General features: G+C 38.5%; 23 protein-coding genes. 7 read left to right on the forward strand and 16 right to left on the reverse strand.

Going from position 1 to position 16,466, the window contains the following annotated elements; genetic code table 11:
* Window positions 1-28 precede the first annotated feature (28 nt).
* Both KO495_RS01690 and KO495_RS01695 read right to left on the reverse strand, forming a co-directional pair.
* Window positions 29-910: a FecR domain-containing protein gene (locus KO495_RS01690; RefSeq protein ID WP_215978668.1), complete on the reverse strand. Its 882-nt coding sequence runs from the start codon at window positions 908-910 to the stop codon at window positions 29-31.
* A 2-nt stretch (window positions 911-912) separates the two neighbouring features.
* Window positions 913-1,407 (reverse strand): sigma-70 family RNA polymerase sigma factor, encoded by a 495-nt coding sequence (locus KO495_RS01695; protein ID WP_215978669.1) that lies wholly within the window; start codon window positions 1,405-1,407, stop codon window positions 913-915.
* Between the two features lie 159 nt (window positions 1,408-1,566).
* Between KO495_RS01695 and KO495_RS01700 the strand changes: the two genes are divergently transcribed.
* The gene (locus KO495_RS01700) at window positions 1,567-1,992 is read left to right on the forward strand and encodes a tetratricopeptide repeat protein (RefSeq protein WP_215978670.1); all 426 of its coding nucleotides are present in this window, start codon (window positions 1,567-1,569) and stop codon (window positions 1,990-1,992) included.
* 129 nt (window positions 1,993-2,121) lie between these two features.
* Here KO495_RS01700 and KO495_RS01705 read toward each other — a convergent pair whose 3' ends face one another.
* Window positions 2,122-3,195, reverse strand: a complete 1,074-nt coding sequence (locus tag KO495_RS01705; RefSeq protein WP_215978671.1) for a polysaccharide deacetylase family protein — start codon at window positions 3,193-3,195, stop codon at window positions 2,122-2,124.
* Window positions 3,196-3,284: 89 nt separating this feature from the next.
* Between KO495_RS01705 and KO495_RS01710 the strand changes: the two genes are divergently transcribed.
* Entirely contained in the window at window positions 3,285-4,625 is a 1,341-nt protein-coding gene (locus KO495_RS01710) for an MATE family efflux transporter (RefSeq protein ID WP_252738748.1), read from the forward strand.
* On the opposite strand, the gene KO495_RS01715 is transcribed toward KO495_RS01710, so the two are convergent.
* The 4 genes from KO495_RS01715 to KO495_RS01730 all read right to left on the reverse strand — a co-directional run bounded on the left by KO495_RS01715 (window position 4,622) and on the right by KO495_RS01730 (window position 6,877).
* Window positions 4,622-4,984: a VanZ family protein gene (locus KO495_RS01715; protein ID WP_215978672.1), complete on the reverse strand. Its 363-nt coding sequence runs from the start codon at window positions 4,982-4,984 to the stop codon at window positions 4,622-4,624. The genes KO495_RS01710 and KO495_RS01715 overlap by 4 nt on opposite strands.
* Window positions 4,985-4,993: 9 nt before the next feature.
* The gene (locus KO495_RS01720) at window positions 4,994-5,257 is read right to left on the reverse strand and encodes a hypothetical protein (RefSeq protein WP_215978673.1); all 264 of its coding nucleotides are present in this window, start codon (window positions 5,255-5,257) and stop codon (window positions 4,994-4,996) included.
* A 35-nt stretch (window positions 5,258-5,292) separates the two neighbouring features.
* On the reverse strand, window positions 5,293-5,871 hold the full coding sequence (nfuA, locus tag KO495_RS01725) for a Fe-S biogenesis protein NfuA (RefSeq protein ID WP_215978674.1): 579 nt from the start codon (window positions 5,869-5,871) through the stop codon (window positions 5,293-5,295).
* Between the two features lie 223 nt (window positions 5,872-6,094).
* Window positions 6,095-6,877 (reverse strand): ComF family protein, encoded by a 783-nt coding sequence (locus KO495_RS01730; RefSeq protein WP_252738749.1) that lies wholly within the window; start codon window positions 6,875-6,877, stop codon window positions 6,095-6,097.
* 74 nt (window positions 6,878-6,951) lie between these two features.
* Between KO495_RS01730 and bioH the strand changes: the two genes are divergently transcribed.
* From bioH to KO495_RS01745, 3 genes are all read left to right on the forward strand, one after another.
* Window positions 6,952-7,806, forward strand: a complete 855-nt coding sequence (bioH, locus tag KO495_RS01735) for a pimeloyl-ACP methyl ester esterase BioH (RefSeq protein ID WP_215978675.1) — start codon at window positions 6,952-6,954, stop codon at window positions 7,804-7,806.
* 87 nt (window positions 7,807-7,893) lie between these two features.
* Window positions 7,894-8,199 carry a hypothetical protein gene (locus tag KO495_RS01740; RefSeq protein WP_215978676.1) on the forward strand — a complete coding sequence of 102 codons (306 nt, stop codon included), beginning with the start codon at window positions 7,894-7,896 and terminating at the stop codon, window positions 8,197-8,199.
* Between the two features lie 18 nt (window positions 8,200-8,217).
* Window positions 8,218-9,240, forward strand: a complete 1,023-nt coding sequence (locus tag KO495_RS01745; protein ID WP_215978677.1) for a putative metalloprotease CJM1_0395 family protein — start codon at window positions 8,218-8,220, stop codon at window positions 9,238-9,240.
* A 17-nt stretch (window positions 9,241-9,257) separates the two neighbouring features.
* On the opposite strand, the gene KO495_RS01750 is transcribed toward KO495_RS01745, so the two are convergent.
* A complete protein-coding gene (locus KO495_RS01750) occupies window positions 9,258-9,932 on the reverse strand; it encodes a TetR/AcrR family transcriptional regulator (RefSeq protein ID WP_215978678.1) in 675 nt (224 codons plus the stop codon).
* A 242-nt stretch (window positions 9,933-10,174) separates the two neighbouring features.
* Here KO495_RS01750 and coaD point away from each other — a divergent pair, with 242 nt between their 5' ends.
* Entirely contained in the window at window positions 10,175-10,645 is a 471-nt protein-coding gene (gene coaD / locus KO495_RS01755) for a pantetheine-phosphate adenylyltransferase (protein WP_215978679.1), read from the forward strand.
* Window positions 10,646-10,676: 31 nt separating this feature from the next.
* Here the strand turns inward: coaD and mutM are convergent, their stop codons facing one another.
* The 8 genes from mutM to radC form a co-directional block, all read right to left on the reverse strand.
* A complete protein-coding gene (gene mutM / locus KO495_RS01760) occupies window positions 10,677-11,492 on the reverse strand; it encodes a bifunctional DNA-formamidopyrimidine glycosylase/DNA-(apurinic or apyrimidinic site) lyase (protein ID WP_215978680.1) in 816 nt (271 codons plus the stop codon).
* A gap of 15 nt (window positions 11,493-11,507) precedes the next feature.
* Window positions 11,508-12,002: a hypothetical protein gene (locus tag KO495_RS01765; RefSeq protein ID WP_215978681.1), complete on the reverse strand. Its 495-nt coding sequence runs from the start codon at window positions 12,000-12,002 to the stop codon at window positions 11,508-11,510.
* Between the two features lie 107 nt (window positions 12,003-12,109).
* Window positions 12,110-12,265 (reverse strand): 50S ribosomal protein L33, encoded by a 156-nt coding sequence (rpmG, locus tag KO495_RS01770; RefSeq protein WP_011041084.1) that lies wholly within the window; start codon window positions 12,263-12,265, stop codon window positions 12,110-12,112.
* 24 nt (window positions 12,266-12,289) lie between these two features.
* On the reverse strand, window positions 12,290-12,526 hold the full coding sequence (rpmB, locus tag KO495_RS01775; protein WP_215978682.1) for a 50S ribosomal protein L28: 237 nt from the start codon (window positions 12,524-12,526) through the stop codon (window positions 12,290-12,292).
* Between the two features lie 263 nt (window positions 12,527-12,789).
* Window positions 12,790-13,212, reverse strand: a complete 423-nt coding sequence (locus tag KO495_RS01780; RefSeq protein ID WP_215978683.1) for a hypothetical protein — start codon at window positions 13,210-13,212, stop codon at window positions 12,790-12,792.
* Window positions 13,199-13,867 (reverse strand): AAA family ATPase, encoded by a 669-nt coding sequence (locus tag KO495_RS01785; protein WP_215978684.1) that lies wholly within the window; start codon window positions 13,865-13,867, stop codon window positions 13,199-13,201. Before KO495_RS01785 ends, KO495_RS01780 begins: the two co-directional genes overlap by 14 nt.
* Window positions 13,868-13,962: 95 nt before the next feature.
* A complete protein-coding gene (locus tag KO495_RS01790; RefSeq protein ID WP_215978685.1) occupies window positions 13,963-14,265 on the reverse strand; it encodes a PilZ domain-containing protein in 303 nt (100 codons plus the stop codon).
* A 149-nt stretch (window positions 14,266-14,414) separates the two neighbouring features.
* Window positions 14,415-15,122 (reverse strand): DNA repair protein RadC, encoded by a 708-nt coding sequence (radC, locus tag KO495_RS01795; protein WP_215978686.1) that lies wholly within the window; start codon window positions 15,120-15,122, stop codon window positions 14,415-14,417.
* A gap of 135 nt (window positions 15,123-15,257) precedes the next feature.
* Between radC and coaBC the strand changes: the two genes are divergently transcribed.
* The gene (gene coaBC, locus KO495_RS01800; protein WP_215978687.1) at window positions 15,258-16,466 is read left to right on the forward strand and encodes a bifunctional phosphopantothenoylcysteine decarboxylase/phosphopantothenate--cysteine ligase CoaBC; all 1,209 of its coding nucleotides are present in this window, start codon (window positions 15,258-15,260) and stop codon (window positions 16,464-16,466) included.

The raw sequence follows: 16,466 nt of genomic DNA on the forward strand, positions 1-16,466 counted from the left end.
GATAAAAACGAGCTTTATTACTTACACTTTAATAAAGCAAAATATCACCGTTAGGCATTTCTTTTACTTGTAAATCTAAACCTTCTGCAACCATGTTAAGGGCCAAATCTATAGAATCAATTTGAAAGCGACCTGATATTTCTTTTTTTATTACAGCACTATTTATCACTTTAATTGGCTTGTCTAAATAAAGTTCAAACTCTTTTAAAACCACCGATAACGGCTCAGAAGAAAAAACTAATAATTGATCACGCCATGACAACCCTGAGTTAAATTGCTCAGCTGATAATGACTTCCATCGTTGTTTTATTCGCCTACGTCCTTCTCCCTCGTGAACAATGAGTGGTACGCTATTATTTAACGACTCTACCTTTACACTATGCTCTGTTACTTGTATTTGTAACTGCGCATGTGTTCTTACATAAAATTCCGTCCCCAATGCGGTTATATTAAGATCATTATATTGCACAATAAATGGTCTGTTTTTATCTTTAGCTACCCGAAAATAAGCATCACCAGAAAGTAACTTAATAAAGCGCTGTTCTTGCGAATAAGCTATTTTTAAATGTGTATTATGTTTTAATTCAACCACCGAGCCATCTGGTAAAGTATAAGTTGATTGTTGTGCGTACGACTGGTATTGCTGCTCTAAAACCTTAGGTGGCAAAAATAATATAATAGCAGTAACCAGCAATACAACGCTGGCCGCCAAACTAAAAGACCACTGTTTGCTGTAACCGCGCTGTTTTTGCTTAGCAAATAGCTCTTCTCGGCAACGAAAATAAGTTGTCTTATGTAACGATGACTGCTCAATCCAGCGCATAAACTCTTGCTGTTCAGTAAAACTTACTTTTTCAGATAACATTAATGTTAGCCACTGTTGAGCTTGTTTTTCTAATATTTCATTCATCGTTAACGCTCCTTATGTAGCGCTTGTTTACATTGTGCGAGTATATGAGCGATAGATTTTTCAACCCAACTCACCGAACGCTTTTTTTCTCGTGCGATTTGCTCATAATTTTGACCATGAATTTTTGAACGCCATAATAAATCTTTTTTTTCAGTATGTTGCTTATCAATACAGTGCTGAAGTTGCTCCAAAGATCGATTATGCATAAATGTTTTCTCTGTGCAATTATCACTTATTAACGAATCTTCGCAAAATACTTCATTGTTATGTAGTTGCGTTTTACGGTAATAATCGAGTACTAAATTATTCATAATGGTTTGAACATAACCAGCAATATTATCAATAGTATGCCAATGCTCAACACGCATTAATCGAATATAAAAATCTTGCATTAAATCTTCTCGTTCCGCAGAGCAACTAACTTTAGATTTTAAACTTTTTTCGATGCCCGATTGAAAGCGCTGATAAACTTTTTCTGCTGTATAGGGAGGTGTCACGACGAACTCTTGTATAAATCACGAGACCACCATGTTAACGCAATTAATTCTCATTGTTAATTAGAATCAATAAAGTACGTATTTAAGAACGCATTAAATAACAACGGGTATATAATCACTTATTAATAACAAATGTCATTAAACGACTAAAAGGCACCCATGAATACTAAAATATATAAAAGCGTACTTGCGCATACCGCTAACTTACTAGGCGCTGTTCAACAAAAAAACCAAGCTCGCTTCGATGACTACTATGCTGAATTAAAGCAACTATGTGAAACTCATGAAAATACCGATAAAGATCACCCGGTACAGTGGGAAACCCTCGCTGATTTTACCGATGATTTAACCGAAGCTGTAACATTATATGAGCACGCGTTGGTAAAAGCGGAGACGATTAACGATAAAGATTTCCGTTCATCTATTGGTTACTCAATTGCGGCACTTAAAGTAGAGTTAGGTGATAAAACCAGTGCTATTGAGCATTTAGAAAAGGCCAAAATTAGCTGCAATAAAATTGTTGATAAAGAATTAAAAGCAGAAATACATGACTTATTAGAAGAGTTAAAAGTCGCAGAAGGTTAATAAACCTGAATTCTGGATAATTGCCCGCAATTTGAGTAACGTCAACACAAAGCACAAAAGAGTAGCGTCATAGTAACGCAGCTACTCTTTACTAGCTTGCCAATAGGTAAATTGAGTAAGCAATAGTTGTTATAGCGGATACCAACTGCCATCTTCATTTAGAATAAACCACGGTTTAGAATACCAATAATAACGACCCGGTTCACTAATACTAGCCGCGGTACAATTACCGCGAACACGCCCTACGGGTAAGTCTTTACTGAAGGTGATGCTAAAACTACTATCATCATGCCAAGTAATATCCTGCTTACCTAACCCCGAGATGTAACAGTTTAAACCTGCTTTATAAAAGTCGTCATTTTCAACATTAAAGGTGATACTTTTCGGCTCACCGTACTTATAAATTGTGTTGGCATTTTCGCCTTTCAAGCCAAGCGCTAAAGGTAGCGAGCCTAACTTATCACGTAAACTCGATATTTTGTCATACGGCATTGAAACAGGAAAACGCGACAAGCTACTTAAGTCGCTTGCTAAGCCAACTGCGCCAGATTGCTGTGAAAAACCCACATAACCAAGTTCGCGTAACCACTTTTGAGTCGCAACATCATATTCGCCATAAGGGTAAGCAAAATAATGCCAGCTTTGACCAGTTTTCTCTTTAATAATGGCTTCTGCTTTTACCAATAAAGTGCCCTGTTGAGTTAACCACTGCTGCTGTGTGAGTTGTTCAGTTTCGCTTGTCGGAATACGTGCTAGTGAATGATGCTCATAACCATGGTTAGCAATAATAACGCCCTCATCGGCTAAAGTTTTAAGTTGCGCCCAAGATAAAGAATTAGAAGCTGGATTAGTTTCATTACGATTAATGACCGCTGGGTTAACAAAAATGGTGTAAGGAAAATTAAACTTATCAAGTAATGGTTTAGCGTTGGTCGCAATATTACTGTAAGCATCATCAAAAGTAATCGCCACCAACTTATCTTCAAGTGGCTGTTCGGCTTTAATAGCTTCAACCAAGGTCGAAAGTGCGACCACCTTAAAATGATTATCTTTTAAAAACTGCAAATGCTTTTCAAATTGCGCAGGAGTAATGCTAGTGCTTTTCGGTGTTTCATCACTAACATGATGATATTGCAATATAACCGCAGCAAAGCTGCTCAAGTGAAAGAACAATAAAAATAGAGTTAAAATGCAGCGTGTCATGATAATTTTCTCTGTCCGTAGCTGGATAATTTTGAATAGGGTAAAATAACGCTTTTACACTGAAAAGCCCAGCCAATAGGAACAGTTTATTGTTATTATTTAGTAATCCCGATCAACATAAGCGTTTATTTGCCCTAGCGCTACCAATGATACTATCGAACATAACCGTTCCTTTAATTGGTTTAGTTGATACTGCGGTCGTTGGTCATCTTGAGCATGCCTATTATTTAGGTGGTAGCACCATTGGCGCAATGTTAATTAGTGTTGTGGTATGGCTATGTGGTTTTTTACGCATGTCTACTACAGGCCTTAGTGCACAAGCATTTGGCCAAGATAATACTCGTAGTAATATTATGGTGCTACTGCGTGGTATTTGTGTCGCCTTTACCGTTGGTGTCGTGTTAGTACTATGCCAAAGTGTTTATATTGATGTCGGTTTAGCACTTGCTGGTGGCTCCGAGCAAGTGCAGTTTTATGCAAAACAATATGCCCAAATTAGAATTTGGGGAGCGCCTGCTGCTTTAGCTAATTTAGTCATACTTGGTTGGCTTATTGGTAATCAAAAAAGTAAAGCCGTTATGTGGCTATTAATCACTGCTAATTTAGTGAATGTTGGCCTAGATCTGCTATTTGTATTTGGCCTAAACTGGCAAGTAAAAGGCGTAGCATTTGCTAGCCTTATAGCCGAATACTCAACCATGTTGCTGGGCTTGTTCTATATTTTATCGCGCTATAACACGACGGTTATTCAATTATGCCAAGATAAAAAAAATACACTAGTGACCTTAGTGGAGCGTTCGGCATTATTAAGTTATTTTCGTTTAAATCGCGACATACTCATTAGAACCTTATGTTTACAAGTCGCCTTTTTATTTATTACCTTTCAGGGTGCAAAACTAGGCGATAACGTTGTAGCCGCCAATGCTATTTTGATGAATTTTTTACTGCTAATTTCTTTTGGTTTAGATGGTATAGCCAACGCTGCAGAAGCCATGGTAGGTAAAGCCTATGGTGAAAAAAACACAAAGAAATTACAGCAAACTGTACACATAGCGTTATTCTGGAACCTTGTTTTTGCCGGTATATACTCAGTGCTATTTCTAGTCGCTGGTGAGTACTTATTAACACTAATTACCAGTATTGACAGTGTGATCGCGTTTGCTAAAGATTACTTAGTGTGGATTATTCTATTACCTATTATTTCATGTTGGTGTTATTTATACGACGGTATTTATATTGGCTTATTACAGGCAAAAGTGATGCGTAACAGTATGATAGTGGCTACCTTTGCTTGCTTCTTCCCGCTGTGGTTTGTGTTACAGGCTTATGAGAATCATGCTCTGTGGGCGGCCTTTTTAGGTTTTATGTTAGCCCGTGGTATAACCCTCGCTTGGCACTTTCATACCATAGTATTGAAAGAGCGAGGTTAACGAGGTTGAGCTTGTTTGATATTCGACCAAAGCAGCAACACTTGCGCTACTAAGTAACCGCAAGCTAAACCTGCAACATTAGCTGCCATATCTAGCCACTCACCATAGCGATTGACGTACGGTTGAATTAACTCAATAGCGCCACTAAAAAGTGCAAAGCCAAAAGCAATATAAAGTAGGTATTTAGGTCTTGCTAAAGCCGCTGGTAACATTAACGCGCCATACGAAATAAAATGATGGGTTTTATCGCTACCTGGTACTTGCGGTAAATGAGCAGCTGGCCATAATGACAAGGTGGCGATCGTCGCAAGTAAGACTAACGTAATAAACAACCAATAACGTTTAATTAACTGTAGCATGATTATTAATTACCACTTTGTTGAGTTTTTTGTTTTAGATTGGTTGCGATATATAATATTCAACCAACGATTAGCAAACATACCTGTGTATCCCCATGCAGCAATTAAGCAAGCGATTACCAAAGTAACAATACCCGCCACTTGCCATAAATGGTGATGAAAATAGCCCAACGCAATAAATGCTAAAGCGACACAAAAAAGGCCAAGACCACGTAAGAATAGCCTTAAGCTAGCTTGGGGGTTTTGACCTAGTTTTTCGAGTAATTTATACATCAGCGAAACCGTTAAATACTGATTAACGTACGCTATTAATAGTAAGAGTGCTCGCCACGCTCATGTTCAGTCGCGTCTTTAACGCCTTTAATTTCGCCAGCCATAATATCAATAAGCTGTTTTTCAATGCCATCTTTAACGGTAACATCAATTTGACTACAACCGTTACAACCACCACCAAATTGTAATACGGCATAACCATCTTCAGTAATTTCAACCAAAGTACAATCACCGCCATGACCCGCTAACTGAGGGTTAACCTCAGCTTGTAAAAAGTAATGCACGCGCTCAAATAAAGGAGCGTCGTCAGCAACTTTACGTAATTTAGCATTTGGCGCTTTTAACGTAAGCTGTGAGCCCATTTGATCAGTGGTAAAATCAATTTCAGCTTCTTCTAAGTAACTTTTACTGTCACTGTCGACCATTGCTGAAAAGCCATCAAAAGGTAAAATAATATCATCAGGCTCTACGGCATCAGGAGGACAGTACGAAACGCCACACTCGGCCTTAGCGGTGCCTGGATTTACGACGAAAACACGAATATGCGTACCTTCTGCTTGCTGTGAAAGTAAATTTACAAAATGTTTTTGTGCGCTTTCTGAAATACTAATCATATTATACTACTCTCTCTGCTCTCGGTATTTTTGAGCAAGTTTCATCTTAAACATCGCTTAAAAAAGTACCTGACTATTTTACTCAAGTATAGCTATTTTACGCTGCAATGTTGTTATGTGCCAATGGTTTTTGTGCTTTTGTTTATTCAGTCATTATACCGTAAAGCTAGAGAAAGCATTCATGAGCGTAAAACGCTTTTCATTAATAATAATTCTCGCTGCTTTATACTTTAGGTAGTGTTAAGCAAACCGCGACAACAGTGACGGTTTCAACGCCAACCGCTTTTAATAATCGACTGATTTCGCTGGCTGTTGTGCCTGTAGTAACAACATCATCAATCAAAATAACATGTTTTACATCGCTAAAGTCATTCGTTAATTTAAAGCTATTCTTGAGGTTTTTTCGACGCGCCTGACCCGTTTTCCCCATTTGACTCTCATCTTTTTTAATTCGACTGACGGCATTAGGTAAATACTTAAGCTGTAAAGCCTGAGCGAAAGGCTTAGCAATTAAATGCGCTTGATTATAACCTCGTAATTGCCACTTACTCAGATGCAATGGTACAGATAGCACCACCTCAGGGGCTATTTCAGTTGCATAGTGTTGCCATTGCTGCGCCAATAAAACCGCAAATAATTGCCCAAGCTCAAAACGGCCATGATACTTCAACTGAGCTAGCCATTGAGTAAAGGGAGGCAGGTAAGGCGCTAACGCAAAAAGCCGATCAAATTTTATCTTTGGCAAAGCATGGTTAACCGCTGGCCACATTAATAAGTCACCATGAATTAACTCTTGCTTAAAGTACGGTAAATCATTTTGGCAATACTGACATATTAAATATTGTTGCTTGCTATTTATTCCGTCATTTTCAGTGTCGTTTTCAGTAATAATATCAAGACCACACAAGTCACAACTACTTAAAGAAAATAGCTGCTGCTTTAGTTTTGCTAAATAACTCAAGAAAACACGACTAGTCATCGTGCTAATACCTTGTTGCCACTCCATGGAAACGCCCTTTTGATAAACAGCAGTATGATATAAACTACGCCTTTCATTGAACAAGGCAGCATAATACAAGCATGGCAAAAAACTTGGCTTTTACCACTACACCTTCCCATACTTTACGTAAAGATAAAGGCGAGCATAAAGTTCCCGTGGTTTTAATCCATGGCTGGGGTCTAAACTCAGGGGTTTGGCAACCGCTACTTGAGCTATTATCAGCGCAAGACGACACTCCTTTTGAGTATATTACCGTTGACTTACCCGGCTTTGGGCAAAATAGTGAATTAACTTTAACCCCTTATAGCTTGGGCAACATTTGTGAGACGCTCAATAAAACGCTAACAAGACCTGCTATTTACTTAGGCTGGTCTTTAGGTGGGCTAGTTGCAACACATATGGCATTACACCACCCCAATAAAGTTTTAGGATTAATTACCGTTGCTAGTAGCCCTTATTTTGTTGAGGAAGAATATCAGCAAAATAATACCATTTGGCCTGGAATTAAAAGCCATGTATTAACTAGCTTTCATCAGCAACTCGCGCAAGATACTGCAAAAACCATTACTGGATTTCTAAAAATTCAAGCAATGGGTAGCCCTCATATTCGTCAAGACTTAAAACTCATCACCCAATTAGTTATGGCGCACACTTTACCCAACAAAAAAACCTTAGATGAATCACTGAACTTATTAAGTGACAGTGATTTGCGAATACAACTAAAAACTATTAAACAACCCTTTTTACGCTTATATGGTAATAACGATAGTTTGGTTCCTAAGAAGGTCATTAAATTAATTAATGACCTTGCGCCAAAGAGCGAGCAACATACGTTTATGCAAGCCTCTCACGCACCTTTTATTTCACATCTCGATGATTTTCATCAAGTATTAAAAGCTTGGCTAGTAGCGCACTTTTTAAATAGCACGAGTTAAAGAGTTTCAACCGATGTTAGGCTTTACTTTTACTGCAAAGTGATTAATAATTAAACAATGTAATATACCATTAATAGGAGTCGGTCTATGAACATACAATCGTCTTTCAATTCAGGTATTGAAGGTTTTCAAAATGCTCGAGCAACTGCGGACAAAGCCGCTGCGGATATTGCTGCCAATACCCTTGCTAGCAATGAGCAGGCTGAAACTCAAAATGTTAATGCTGAAGTAAATACCGATATCGTTAGCCAAGCAACTAAGCCAGAGAGCGTGCCTGACTTAAATCAATCTATTGTTAATTTAAAAGTTGCTGAATTCCAAGCTAAGGCTGCCACAGAAGTCATTAAAAGTGCAGATGAGAGCTTAGGCACCTTGATTGATGTTACCGCTTAATCAGCCTATTAAAATACTATGAACATTGCCCCTTCTGCTCCAACACTTTCTACACCGACGGTAGTTAATCCACCGACGGAAACATTGCGTCGTGAAAATAATCGCCGAGAAGTCATTACCCAAGTTGCAAGCGCCAACCCATCGGCAGCAGAAAAAGGGGTCGCATCGGATAAAGATCGCGCCAAAACTCCCGCACAAAATAATGAACAATTCGACTTCGCTAATTTACGTAAACAAGCTGAGCTTGCTGCTGGTAAAGTCAGTGAGAAAGGCGGCGATCAAAGTGAACAGAATCCCGACGAGAAGGACCAAGAACAACAAGCAGCTGCCGCTAAGCAAGAAGACAAAAAAATTGCTGATGATATTGAGGCAGAAGCGGCAGCCGATGAAAAAGTTATTCGACAATTAGCAAGTCGAGATCAAGAAGTAAGAGCACATGAAAATGCTCATGCAAGTGTTGGCGGCGCAACAACAGGGGCTCCTTCTTATAGTTTTGATGTGGGCCCTGATGGAAAAAAGTATGCCGTAAGTGGGGAGGTTTCTGTCGACTTGTCTGTGGTTTCAGGCAACCCACAAGCTACAATTAAAAAGATGCAACAAGTACATGCTGCAGCGCTAGCACCTGCTAACCCTTCAGCACAAGATATTCGTGTTGCAGCCAATGCCACCAAAATTATCTTAGAAGCGCAATCTGAGCTACTGAATAATCAATCTGATAGTACTAGCAATAATAATAAACAGAATGATATTAACATTGCCAATAATACGCTTAAATCCGAATCGCAGGTAACTAATCAAAACAATGACTTTGATGAACTAATCAATCAAACATTAAACGCACAAGAAGCTGTAGCTCCAAGTCAAGCAACTTTAAACAGCAATGCTAACAATGCTAACAATGCTAACAATGCTAACAATGCTAATATTGGTACACAAACTATCGAAGTACAACAAAGAGCACAACGTGTAGAAAGCTTTTATCACACAGTTAGCCAAGGTTATGAGCGACCAGACAGCCACCATTTCGAGCTTACCGCATAGCTTAAGTGATTAAAGACTTAAGCTGTAACTACTTCTTCTACTGCTATAGTAGCTTCTTGATAGCGTTTTTGATAAATATCGCGTGCTGTCATTAGATCATCAAGCGCATGTGATTGGGTATAAGGACGTAGAATAACCAAAATTTTCAAAACACCTTGGTAAAATACAGAATCATTAACTTCATTCACTATGGTTTGTGTTTGATGAAAGCTGACCCAAAAGGTATTAATTAAACGTAATATACTGACAATATCCACTAACTCCTCATCTGAAAAGTTAATAATATCTGCTGCTCGTAATGACAGTAGTAATTGACTCACTCGCTCTGAAATAGACTGTTGTACTTCAACATACTTTTCACGTAAACATGGATTTTTATCTAACAAAACCGGTAAGTTACTATAAAAAAATCTAAACTTCATAGTTGTTTGAAAAACAGAGTCCATATACAAAATCAATGAATCGAGAGGTTTTACTTCTGCAGACACTGTTGGCAATGTTTCAAGTAATAAGCTACGTGCGTATTCTTCATAAATAGACAAAATAATGTCTTCTTTATTACGAAAATGATAATACAAATTGCCAGGACTAATCGCTAAGTGCGCTGCGATATGGTTAGTGGTAACATTTCGCTCTCCCTGCTCATTAAATAATGCAATACTGGCTTGTATTATTTTATCGCGAGTCTTCATGCGGTTACTTCTTCTTAAATTAGATTAAAACTAAGACAATCATACTATCAAAATTCAGTTGATATAAAGTATTTTGAGTAAATACTTTAAGATTTCACCCATATTTTATGATTATTTATTCATTTTTGTTGCTTGTCGACTGAATACTAGCCAATGAATAACAGAAAGGCTTGTCAGTGGATAGCTTCCACTATTACAATAATTACTTTAAATAATAACCTCAACACAGTGAATAATAACTCATGGCCGTAATCGCAATTTATCCAGGTACTTTTGATCCTGTCACTAATGGTCATACTGATCTCATTACTCGTGCTAGTAAGCTATTTACTGAGGTTATTATTGGTGTAGCGGCAAGCCCCAGTAAACAACCTCGTTTTGAATTGGCACAGCGGGTTGCCATGTTAGAAGAAGTCACTAAAGACTTACCTAATGTACGCGTCGTTGGCTTTACAGGTCTATTGGTTAACTTTGCCAAAGAGCATCAAGCTAAAGTACTTATTCGTGGCTTACGTGCTGTTTCTGATTTTGAATATGAATTTCAATTAGCGAATATGAATCGCCGTTTATCACCAGAACTTGAGAGTGTTTTTCTCACGCCAGCTGAGCAGAACTCTTTTATTTCGTCTTCATTAGTTAAAGAAGTTGCCTTGCATCAAGGTGACGTAAGTCAGTTTGTTCACCCAATTGTTAAAGCAGCTTTAGAAAACTAAATTATAACCCTGTTAGCCTTAACCCTAGCAGTTAAGGTAACTGACAACTAGGGCAATAAACTGAGCTGCGATTAGACTGACGCACTTCAAGTAATGTTGTTTTGCAAGTGAAACATTCCTGCCCAGCTCGGCCATAAACAAGTAGCGACTGCGCGAAATAACCTGGGCGGCCATCCGCTTGGGTAAAGTCTTTTAAGGTTGTGCCGCCTTGTTTAATAGCAGCGCTTAATACTGACTTTATAATATCAGTGAGCCGATCATAGCGTTTTTCACTAATGTCACAGGCCTTTACCGTAGGTAAAATTCCCGCTTTAAACAATGCTTCGTTCGCATAAATATTGCCAACACCAACCACAACCTGATTATTCATCAAAAAGGTTTTTATTGGCACTTTGCGGTTTTTAGCCTTTTCAAAAAGGTAACCATAATTAAAATCATCACTTAATGGCTCAGGACCTAACTTGGTAAGTAGCCCTTGCTCATCAATATGGTTTTCAAACCATAACACGGCACCAAAACGCCTTGGGTCATTCAAACGTAATGCTTTGCCGTGTGCAAAAACTAAATCAAAGTGATCATGCTTAGCAACAGCTATATCAGCCTCAATGACTCTTATCGTGCCTGACATACCTAAATGTATTAACAAAGTGCCGGTACTAAAACGTAACAGCAAATACTTCGAGCGCCTTTCAACACCTTGTACTACTTGTCCAGTAATTTTTTGCACCGACTCAGGAATAGGCCAGCGTAAACTGGCGTTACGTACAACAACCTTAGTCACTTGTTGATTAATAATATGTGGGCTGATCCCTAAACGACATACTTCAACTTCGGGTAATTCTGGCATTTTATATAGGCTCGATTAATAGGGTAATAATTGTTTGGTTAAGGCAACAGGGAAAGCTAACCAAAGGTTGTCAGTTTGTTTATATACTAATAGTTGGTCATTTAAGGGATATACCATAAAATTTTGATGTTGCGCGCCACCCGCTGTGGCAATATTTACTTTAATCGCTAATTGCTCATCAATAATAATATTGTCGGCCTGTATTAAACCTTCACTTTGCTGCCAAGCCAAAATAATTTGCTCTACCTGCTGGTCGCTAAAGCTTAAAATAACGCCTTTAGTAGTCACTTGCCAGCCTAAGCCCGCGCGCTCAAAAATAACCTGTGTATTATTGGGGAAATGCATTGATAGCGTTAAAATCACACTTTGAGCAGGTAAAATTGTTGCTTGGGCACTCTCTTTTTCATCATCGTTAGGGAAGAGTTTATTATTAGTGGTGTTAATTAATAGAATAAATAACATCACAGAAAAAATAATGACGTTATTCCAGCCTGTGCGTGAGAGTTTCATAGCATATTCCCCAAAAGATAATATATCTATAATACTGAAGTTTATCTCAAATAGCGCGCATAAAAAAACCCGGTAAAACCGGGTTTTTTTAATTGAAACCAAATTAATTACTTAATTTTAGCTTCTTTATAGATTACGTGCTTGCGAATGGTTGGATCAAATTTTTTGATTTCCATTTTTTCAGGCATAGTCTTTTTATTCTTATCAGTAGTATAAAAATGACCAGTACCAGCACTAGAAACTAAACGAATTTTATCGCGCATAATAATTTCCTTAGAATAAAGTTATTAAACTTTTTCGCCACGGGCACGGATGTCAGCTAATACTACATCAATACCTTTTTTATCGATAATACGCATTCCTTTCGGAGTTAAACGTAATTTAACGAAACGATTTTCGCTCTCAACCCAAAAACGGTGAGATTGAAGGTTAGGTAAAAAACGACGACGAGTCGCGTTTCTTGCGTGAGAACGGTTGTTCCCTACGACTGGTTTCTTGCCTGTAACTTGGCAAACTTTAGACATGTGAGTCACTCCAAATATTAATTTCAGCTCGAGCTATATTTTCCCCAAGACCGTCGCCTTAGGATCCTGAAAAAGGTGGCATATTATAGAGAAACTAATTAATTAATGCTAGCCTTAATGACAAATTAGTGAATTAATAAACTTTCATTAGTATAATTAATTACTTAGCTAGGTATTGCGATCTAAAAAAAAGCTGCAGCACACTTTTTTCGTATGAAATTTGTCTCGTTCAAGGATAAAAAGACAGCAAAAAGAAAGCTTATTTAGCTGATTTTCGATTGGAGAAGTTTTGTTAATTGCTCATTCTGTTCTTTATTGCATAGTTCATCAATAAGAATACGCAAAATATGTGATTTGGCGAGATCTGTGCCTTTTGATAGCTCATGTAATTGAGCAATAGCGTCTTCACTTAAGGTAAATGTCGCACGGCGAAAGCGTTTTTCGAGTTTAGCTTCTTCCTGCTTAGCAAGTTTATGTTCAGCCTCTGTCATTTCAACATAACGCTTTGCTTCATTAATAGCTTCTTGCAGGCTTTGTTTTCGAGGCGCTTCCTGCTGATGCAGTTCACTGACTATTTTTGGCGCCCCTTTCGCATAATCTTCAGCGTCAGCAATAAACTCATCAATAGTAAAGTTCTGCTTCTTAACTTTCGTATTTTTACCTTTTTTAAGATCAGTTAAACTCATGGGAATTATCCGGCTCCATAGCTAATAACTCTTCTGCGATAGCCACCATTTCTTGTGCTGCTTTACCTGTTGGGTCGATTTCAATAACCGACGAGCCTTGTTCTTCACTGTCATCATAGATGTTACGACTGTATGTAACGGCATTCAATACATTAATGCCGTATGAACTACATACTTCTTTTGCTTCGAGAATGCGACCAGCTTGATTAGGTAATGCTGGACACTGAGTAATAACAAAAGATGCCATCATTTTGGGGTTAACCATTTTACAAGTGCTAAGCATATCTTCCATGTGGGGCACTGTTTTCAAGTCACGTCTTTTAGGTCGCAATGGAATAATGACATGATCTGCAACTGACATTGCCGCTCGTAACGCTAAATTATCCTGACCACCACAATCTACAATCACATAATCATAGTGCTGAACTAGACTGAGTAAGTCGTTACGAATTTTTCCGTAAAGTTGAATACAGTTAATGGCCGGCAAAGAGGGATCACCGTTACGTGCTTGTATCCAATCGGAAGTGGTTCGTTGTGGGTCACAATCAACCATAAGTACAATCGCTTTTTTATTTCGAGCAAAGTATACGGCTAAGTTTTGTGCTAAGCAGCTTTTACCACTGCCCCCTTTTTCACCACCCACAAGTATCATCATTTCACTACCATCCTTAACCGAGATTGATTGTTGCTAACCTATTAATTGTAGTTCAATATCTAAAAACTGCGCTAAGACCGCTTTTTAATTAACTTTTACTCCAAGATCAGTGCAATGTTAAACCAACCACTATCTTGTTTAGTACAACGCAGCACTTTGCCTCGTAACTTTTGACTGTTTGCACTGGCAGACTTGAAGACAACAGTAACTGGCGTTGCAACGGGTAATGCTTCATCACAATCCAATTTAAGACCGCCTCGAGAAAAATCTAAACAGGCAATTTTTTTCACTCGCTCAACATTATTTTCATCAAGCCAAGTAATATCAACTAACTCTTTTTCCATATCTAGTCGAAACGAACCACGGCGCTCAACCTCGTCATTACTACTGTCGGTCATAAGTGTTCCTTATTAGGGTTGCACAATGTGTCTAATTTTGGAGATTAAACCTAAACGATCTCTATTTATAAAACTTTCAATACTGAAATAACCTCAATATTAAAAGTAATTGTTTTTAGTTGATTTATCAAATTTTCAATCACTGGCTTTTAGTTCAACTCACCATGTTCAGCAAAGGAGTAACATTGAGGCCCTGCAACAATAATATGATCGAGTACTCTAATATCTAACAGCGCTAATGCTTGTATTAATCTACTTGTTAACAGCTTATCTGCTTGGCTAGCTTCTGCAATGCCAGAAGGGTGATTATGCGTTAATATAACCGCTGCCGCATGATGCTTTAATGCTTGCTCAACCACTACCCTTGGATAAACTGCTGCGGCATCTATGGTGCCAAAAAATAAACGTTCAAATTTTAAAACCTGATGTTGATTATCTAAAAACAAGACCGCAAAAACTTCTCGACTCTCATGACGTAATTCACTCAATAAATAATCTCGCGTTGCTTGTGATGACGTCAATTGTTGTCCTTGCTGAATTAGCTGCTCAGCTAAATAACGTTTCGACATTTCTAAGCAAGCTTGCAGTTGTACATATTTTGCCGTCCCTAAACCATGATGCTGGCAAAACTCGTCATGACTCGCCTGATAAATAGCGCCTATGCCGCCAAAATTTATTAGCAGCTGTCGTGATAAGTCGACCACGTTACAACCTTGTACTCCCGTGCGTAAAAAAATAGCCAACAGCTCCGCATCACTAAGACTTGCTGATCCTAAGTGTAATAACTTTTCTCGCGGACGTTCTAGTTCAGGCCAGTTTTTAACAACATGAGTTGATAATATTTGTTCTTCTTTCATGTAGGCTTCCTTGCTTTACATTAACAGCTATTCTCCATTGATCTTTAGTGAGCTATTTAGCCGTAATTATTTTTAAATAAACGAATAAATGTTATCTTAAGGCTATTATTAGCTTTATTTTAAGATTAGCAGCTTATGCAAATTCTTCAGGACAAAAAAATAGTTTTAGGTGTTACTGGTGGTATTGCCGCATACAAAACCCCTGAATTAGTGCGTCGTTTGAAAGAACAAGGTGCCGATGTACGCGTGGTTATGACTGAAGGAGCTAAAGCCTTTATAACCCCCCTTACCTTACAAGCCGTTTCAGCAAATCATGTTTCAGATAGCTTACTCGACAGCCAAGCTGAACTGGCAATGGGTCATATTGAGCTCGCAAAATGGGCCGACCTCATCATAATAGCACCAGCCACTGCCGATATTATTGCTCGCGTTACCGCTGGTATGGCAAACGATTTACTTTCAACCTTATGTTTAGCGACAAGTGCGCCTATTGCCATTGCTCCAGCCATGAATCAACAAATGTGGCACGCCGCTGCAACGCAAAGCAATATCGAGACATTAACCGCGCGTGGTTGTTATATTTGGGGTCCAGGCTCTGGCGAACAAGCTTGTGGCGATGTTGGTTTAGGCCGTATGTTAGATGTAGATGATTTAGTGACCCTAAGTAGTGATTTTTTTGCTGAAAAATATTTACAAGGGCAACACTGGGTTGTTACTGCTGGACCAACACGTGAAGCAATTGATCCCGTACGTTACATATCTAATCACAGCTCTGGAAAAATGGGGTATGCCATTGCACATGCGGCATTACGGGCGGGTGCAAAAGTCACCTTAATATCAGGCCCTGTCACCATTAAGCCACCTGCTGGCTGTGAGCTTATTCAAGTGATTAGTGCTGAAGATATGCATCAACAAGCATTATTACATGCCAAACGATGTACTACCTTTGTCGCTTGTGCGGCTGTTGCTGATTATCGTGTTGCTGAAATTGCCGCGGAAAAAATCAAAAAGACCACTGAAAACATGCAAATTGCGTTGGTTAAAAACCACGACATTGTTGCCGATGTTGCCCAACTAAAAAAGAAACCTTTTATGGTGGGTTTTGCTGCTGAAACACAAAATGTTGAACAATATGCCCGCGGTAAATTAATGCGAAAAAATTTAGATTTAATTGCAGCTAATGATGTCGCCAAGGCTCGACAAGGGTTCAATAGTGACGATAATGCCTTAACATTATTTAGCGCAATTGATAAAACCGAGCTTCCTTTAACCAGTAAACAAAATATAGCCAAACAGCTGGTATCTCTGATTAATCAGCATTATCAAGCTAAGCACGCACAATAA

This window comes from Colwellia sp. D2M02, assembly GCF_018860755.1.
Classification (GTDB): domain Bacteria; phylum Pseudomonadota; class Gammaproteobacteria; order Enterobacterales; family Alteromonadaceae; genus Colwellia; species Colwellia asteriadis.

Excerpts from the sequence above, each read along its gene's own strand:
- KO495_RS01790 (WP_215978685.1), bottom strand. The coding sequence starts at position 14,265 with ATGACCGACAGTAGTAATGACGAGGTTGAGCGCCGTGGTTCGTTTCGA.
- KO495_RS01765 (WP_215978681.1), bottom strand. The coding sequence starts at position 12,002 with ATGAAACTCTCACGCACAGGCTGGAATAACGTCATTATTTTTTCTGTG.
- KO495_RS01730 (WP_252738749.1), bottom strand. The coding sequence starts at position 6,877 with ATGGAGTGGCAACAAGGTATTAGCACGATGACTAGTCGTGTTTTCTTG.
- nfuA (WP_215978674.1), bottom strand. The coding sequence starts at position 5,871 with ATGATTAGTATTTCAGAAAGCGCACAAAAACATTTTGTAAATTTACTT.
- KO495_RS01780 (WP_215978683.1), bottom strand. The coding sequence starts at position 13,212 with ATGAGTTTAACTGATCTTAAAAAAGGTAAAAATACGAAAGTTAAGAAG.
- KO495_RS01705 (WP_215978671.1), bottom strand. The coding sequence starts at position 3,195 with ATGACACGCTGCATTTTAACTCTATTTTTATTGTTCTTTCACTTGAGC.
- KO495_RS01690 (WP_215978668.1), bottom strand. The coding sequence starts at position 910 with ATGAATGAAATATTAGAAAAACAAGCTCAACAGTGGCTAACATTAATG.
- rpmB (WP_215978682.1), bottom strand. The coding sequence starts at position 12,526 with ATGTCTAAAGTTTGCCAAGTTACAGGCAAGAAACCAGTCGTAGGGAAC.
- radC (WP_215978686.1), bottom strand. The coding sequence starts at position 15,122 with ATGAAAGAAGAACAAATATTATCAACTCATGTTGTTAAAAACTGGCCT.
- mutM (WP_215978680.1), bottom strand. The coding sequence starts at position 11,492 with ATGCCAGAATTACCCGAAGTTGAAGTATGTCGTTTAGGGATCAGCCCA.
- KO495_RS01750 (WP_215978678.1), bottom strand. The coding sequence starts at position 9,932 with ATGAAGACTCGCGATAAAATAATACAAGCCAGTATTGCATTATTTAAT.
- KO495_RS01745 (WP_215978677.1), top strand. The coding sequence starts at position 8,218 with ATGAACATTGCCCCTTCTGCTCCAACACTTTCTACACCGACGGTAGTT.
- KO495_RS01785 (WP_215978684.1), bottom strand. The coding sequence starts at position 13,867 with ATGATGATACTTGTGGGTGGTGAAAAAGGGGGCAGTGGTAAAAGCTGC.
- bioH (WP_215978675.1), top strand. The coding sequence starts at position 6,952 with ATGGCAAAAAACTTGGCTTTTACCACTACACCTTCCCATACTTTACGT.
- KO495_RS01720 (WP_215978673.1), bottom strand. The coding sequence starts at position 5,257 with ATGTATAAATTACTCGAAAAACTAGGTCAAAACCCCCAAGCTAGCTTA.
- coaBC (WP_215978687.1), top strand. The coding sequence starts at position 15,258 with ATGCAAATTCTTCAGGACAAAAAAATAGTTTTAGGTGTTACTGGTGGT.
- coaD (WP_215978679.1), top strand. The coding sequence starts at position 10,175 with ATGGCCGTAATCGCAATTTATCCAGGTACTTTTGATCCTGTCACTAAT.
- KO495_RS01740 (WP_215978676.1), top strand. The coding sequence starts at position 7,894 with ATGAACATACAATCGTCTTTCAATTCAGGTATTGAAGGTTTTCAAAAT.
- KO495_RS01700 (WP_215978670.1), top strand. The coding sequence starts at position 1,567 with ATGAATACTAAAATATATAAAAGCGTACTTGCGCATACCGCTAACTTA.
- KO495_RS01715 (WP_215978672.1), bottom strand. The coding sequence starts at position 4,984 with ATGCTACAGTTAATTAAACGTTATTGGTTGTTTATTACGTTAGTCTTA.
- rpmG (WP_011041084.1), bottom strand. The coding sequence starts at position 12,265 with ATGCGCGATAAAATTCGTTTAGTTTCTAGTGCTGGTACTGGTCATTTT.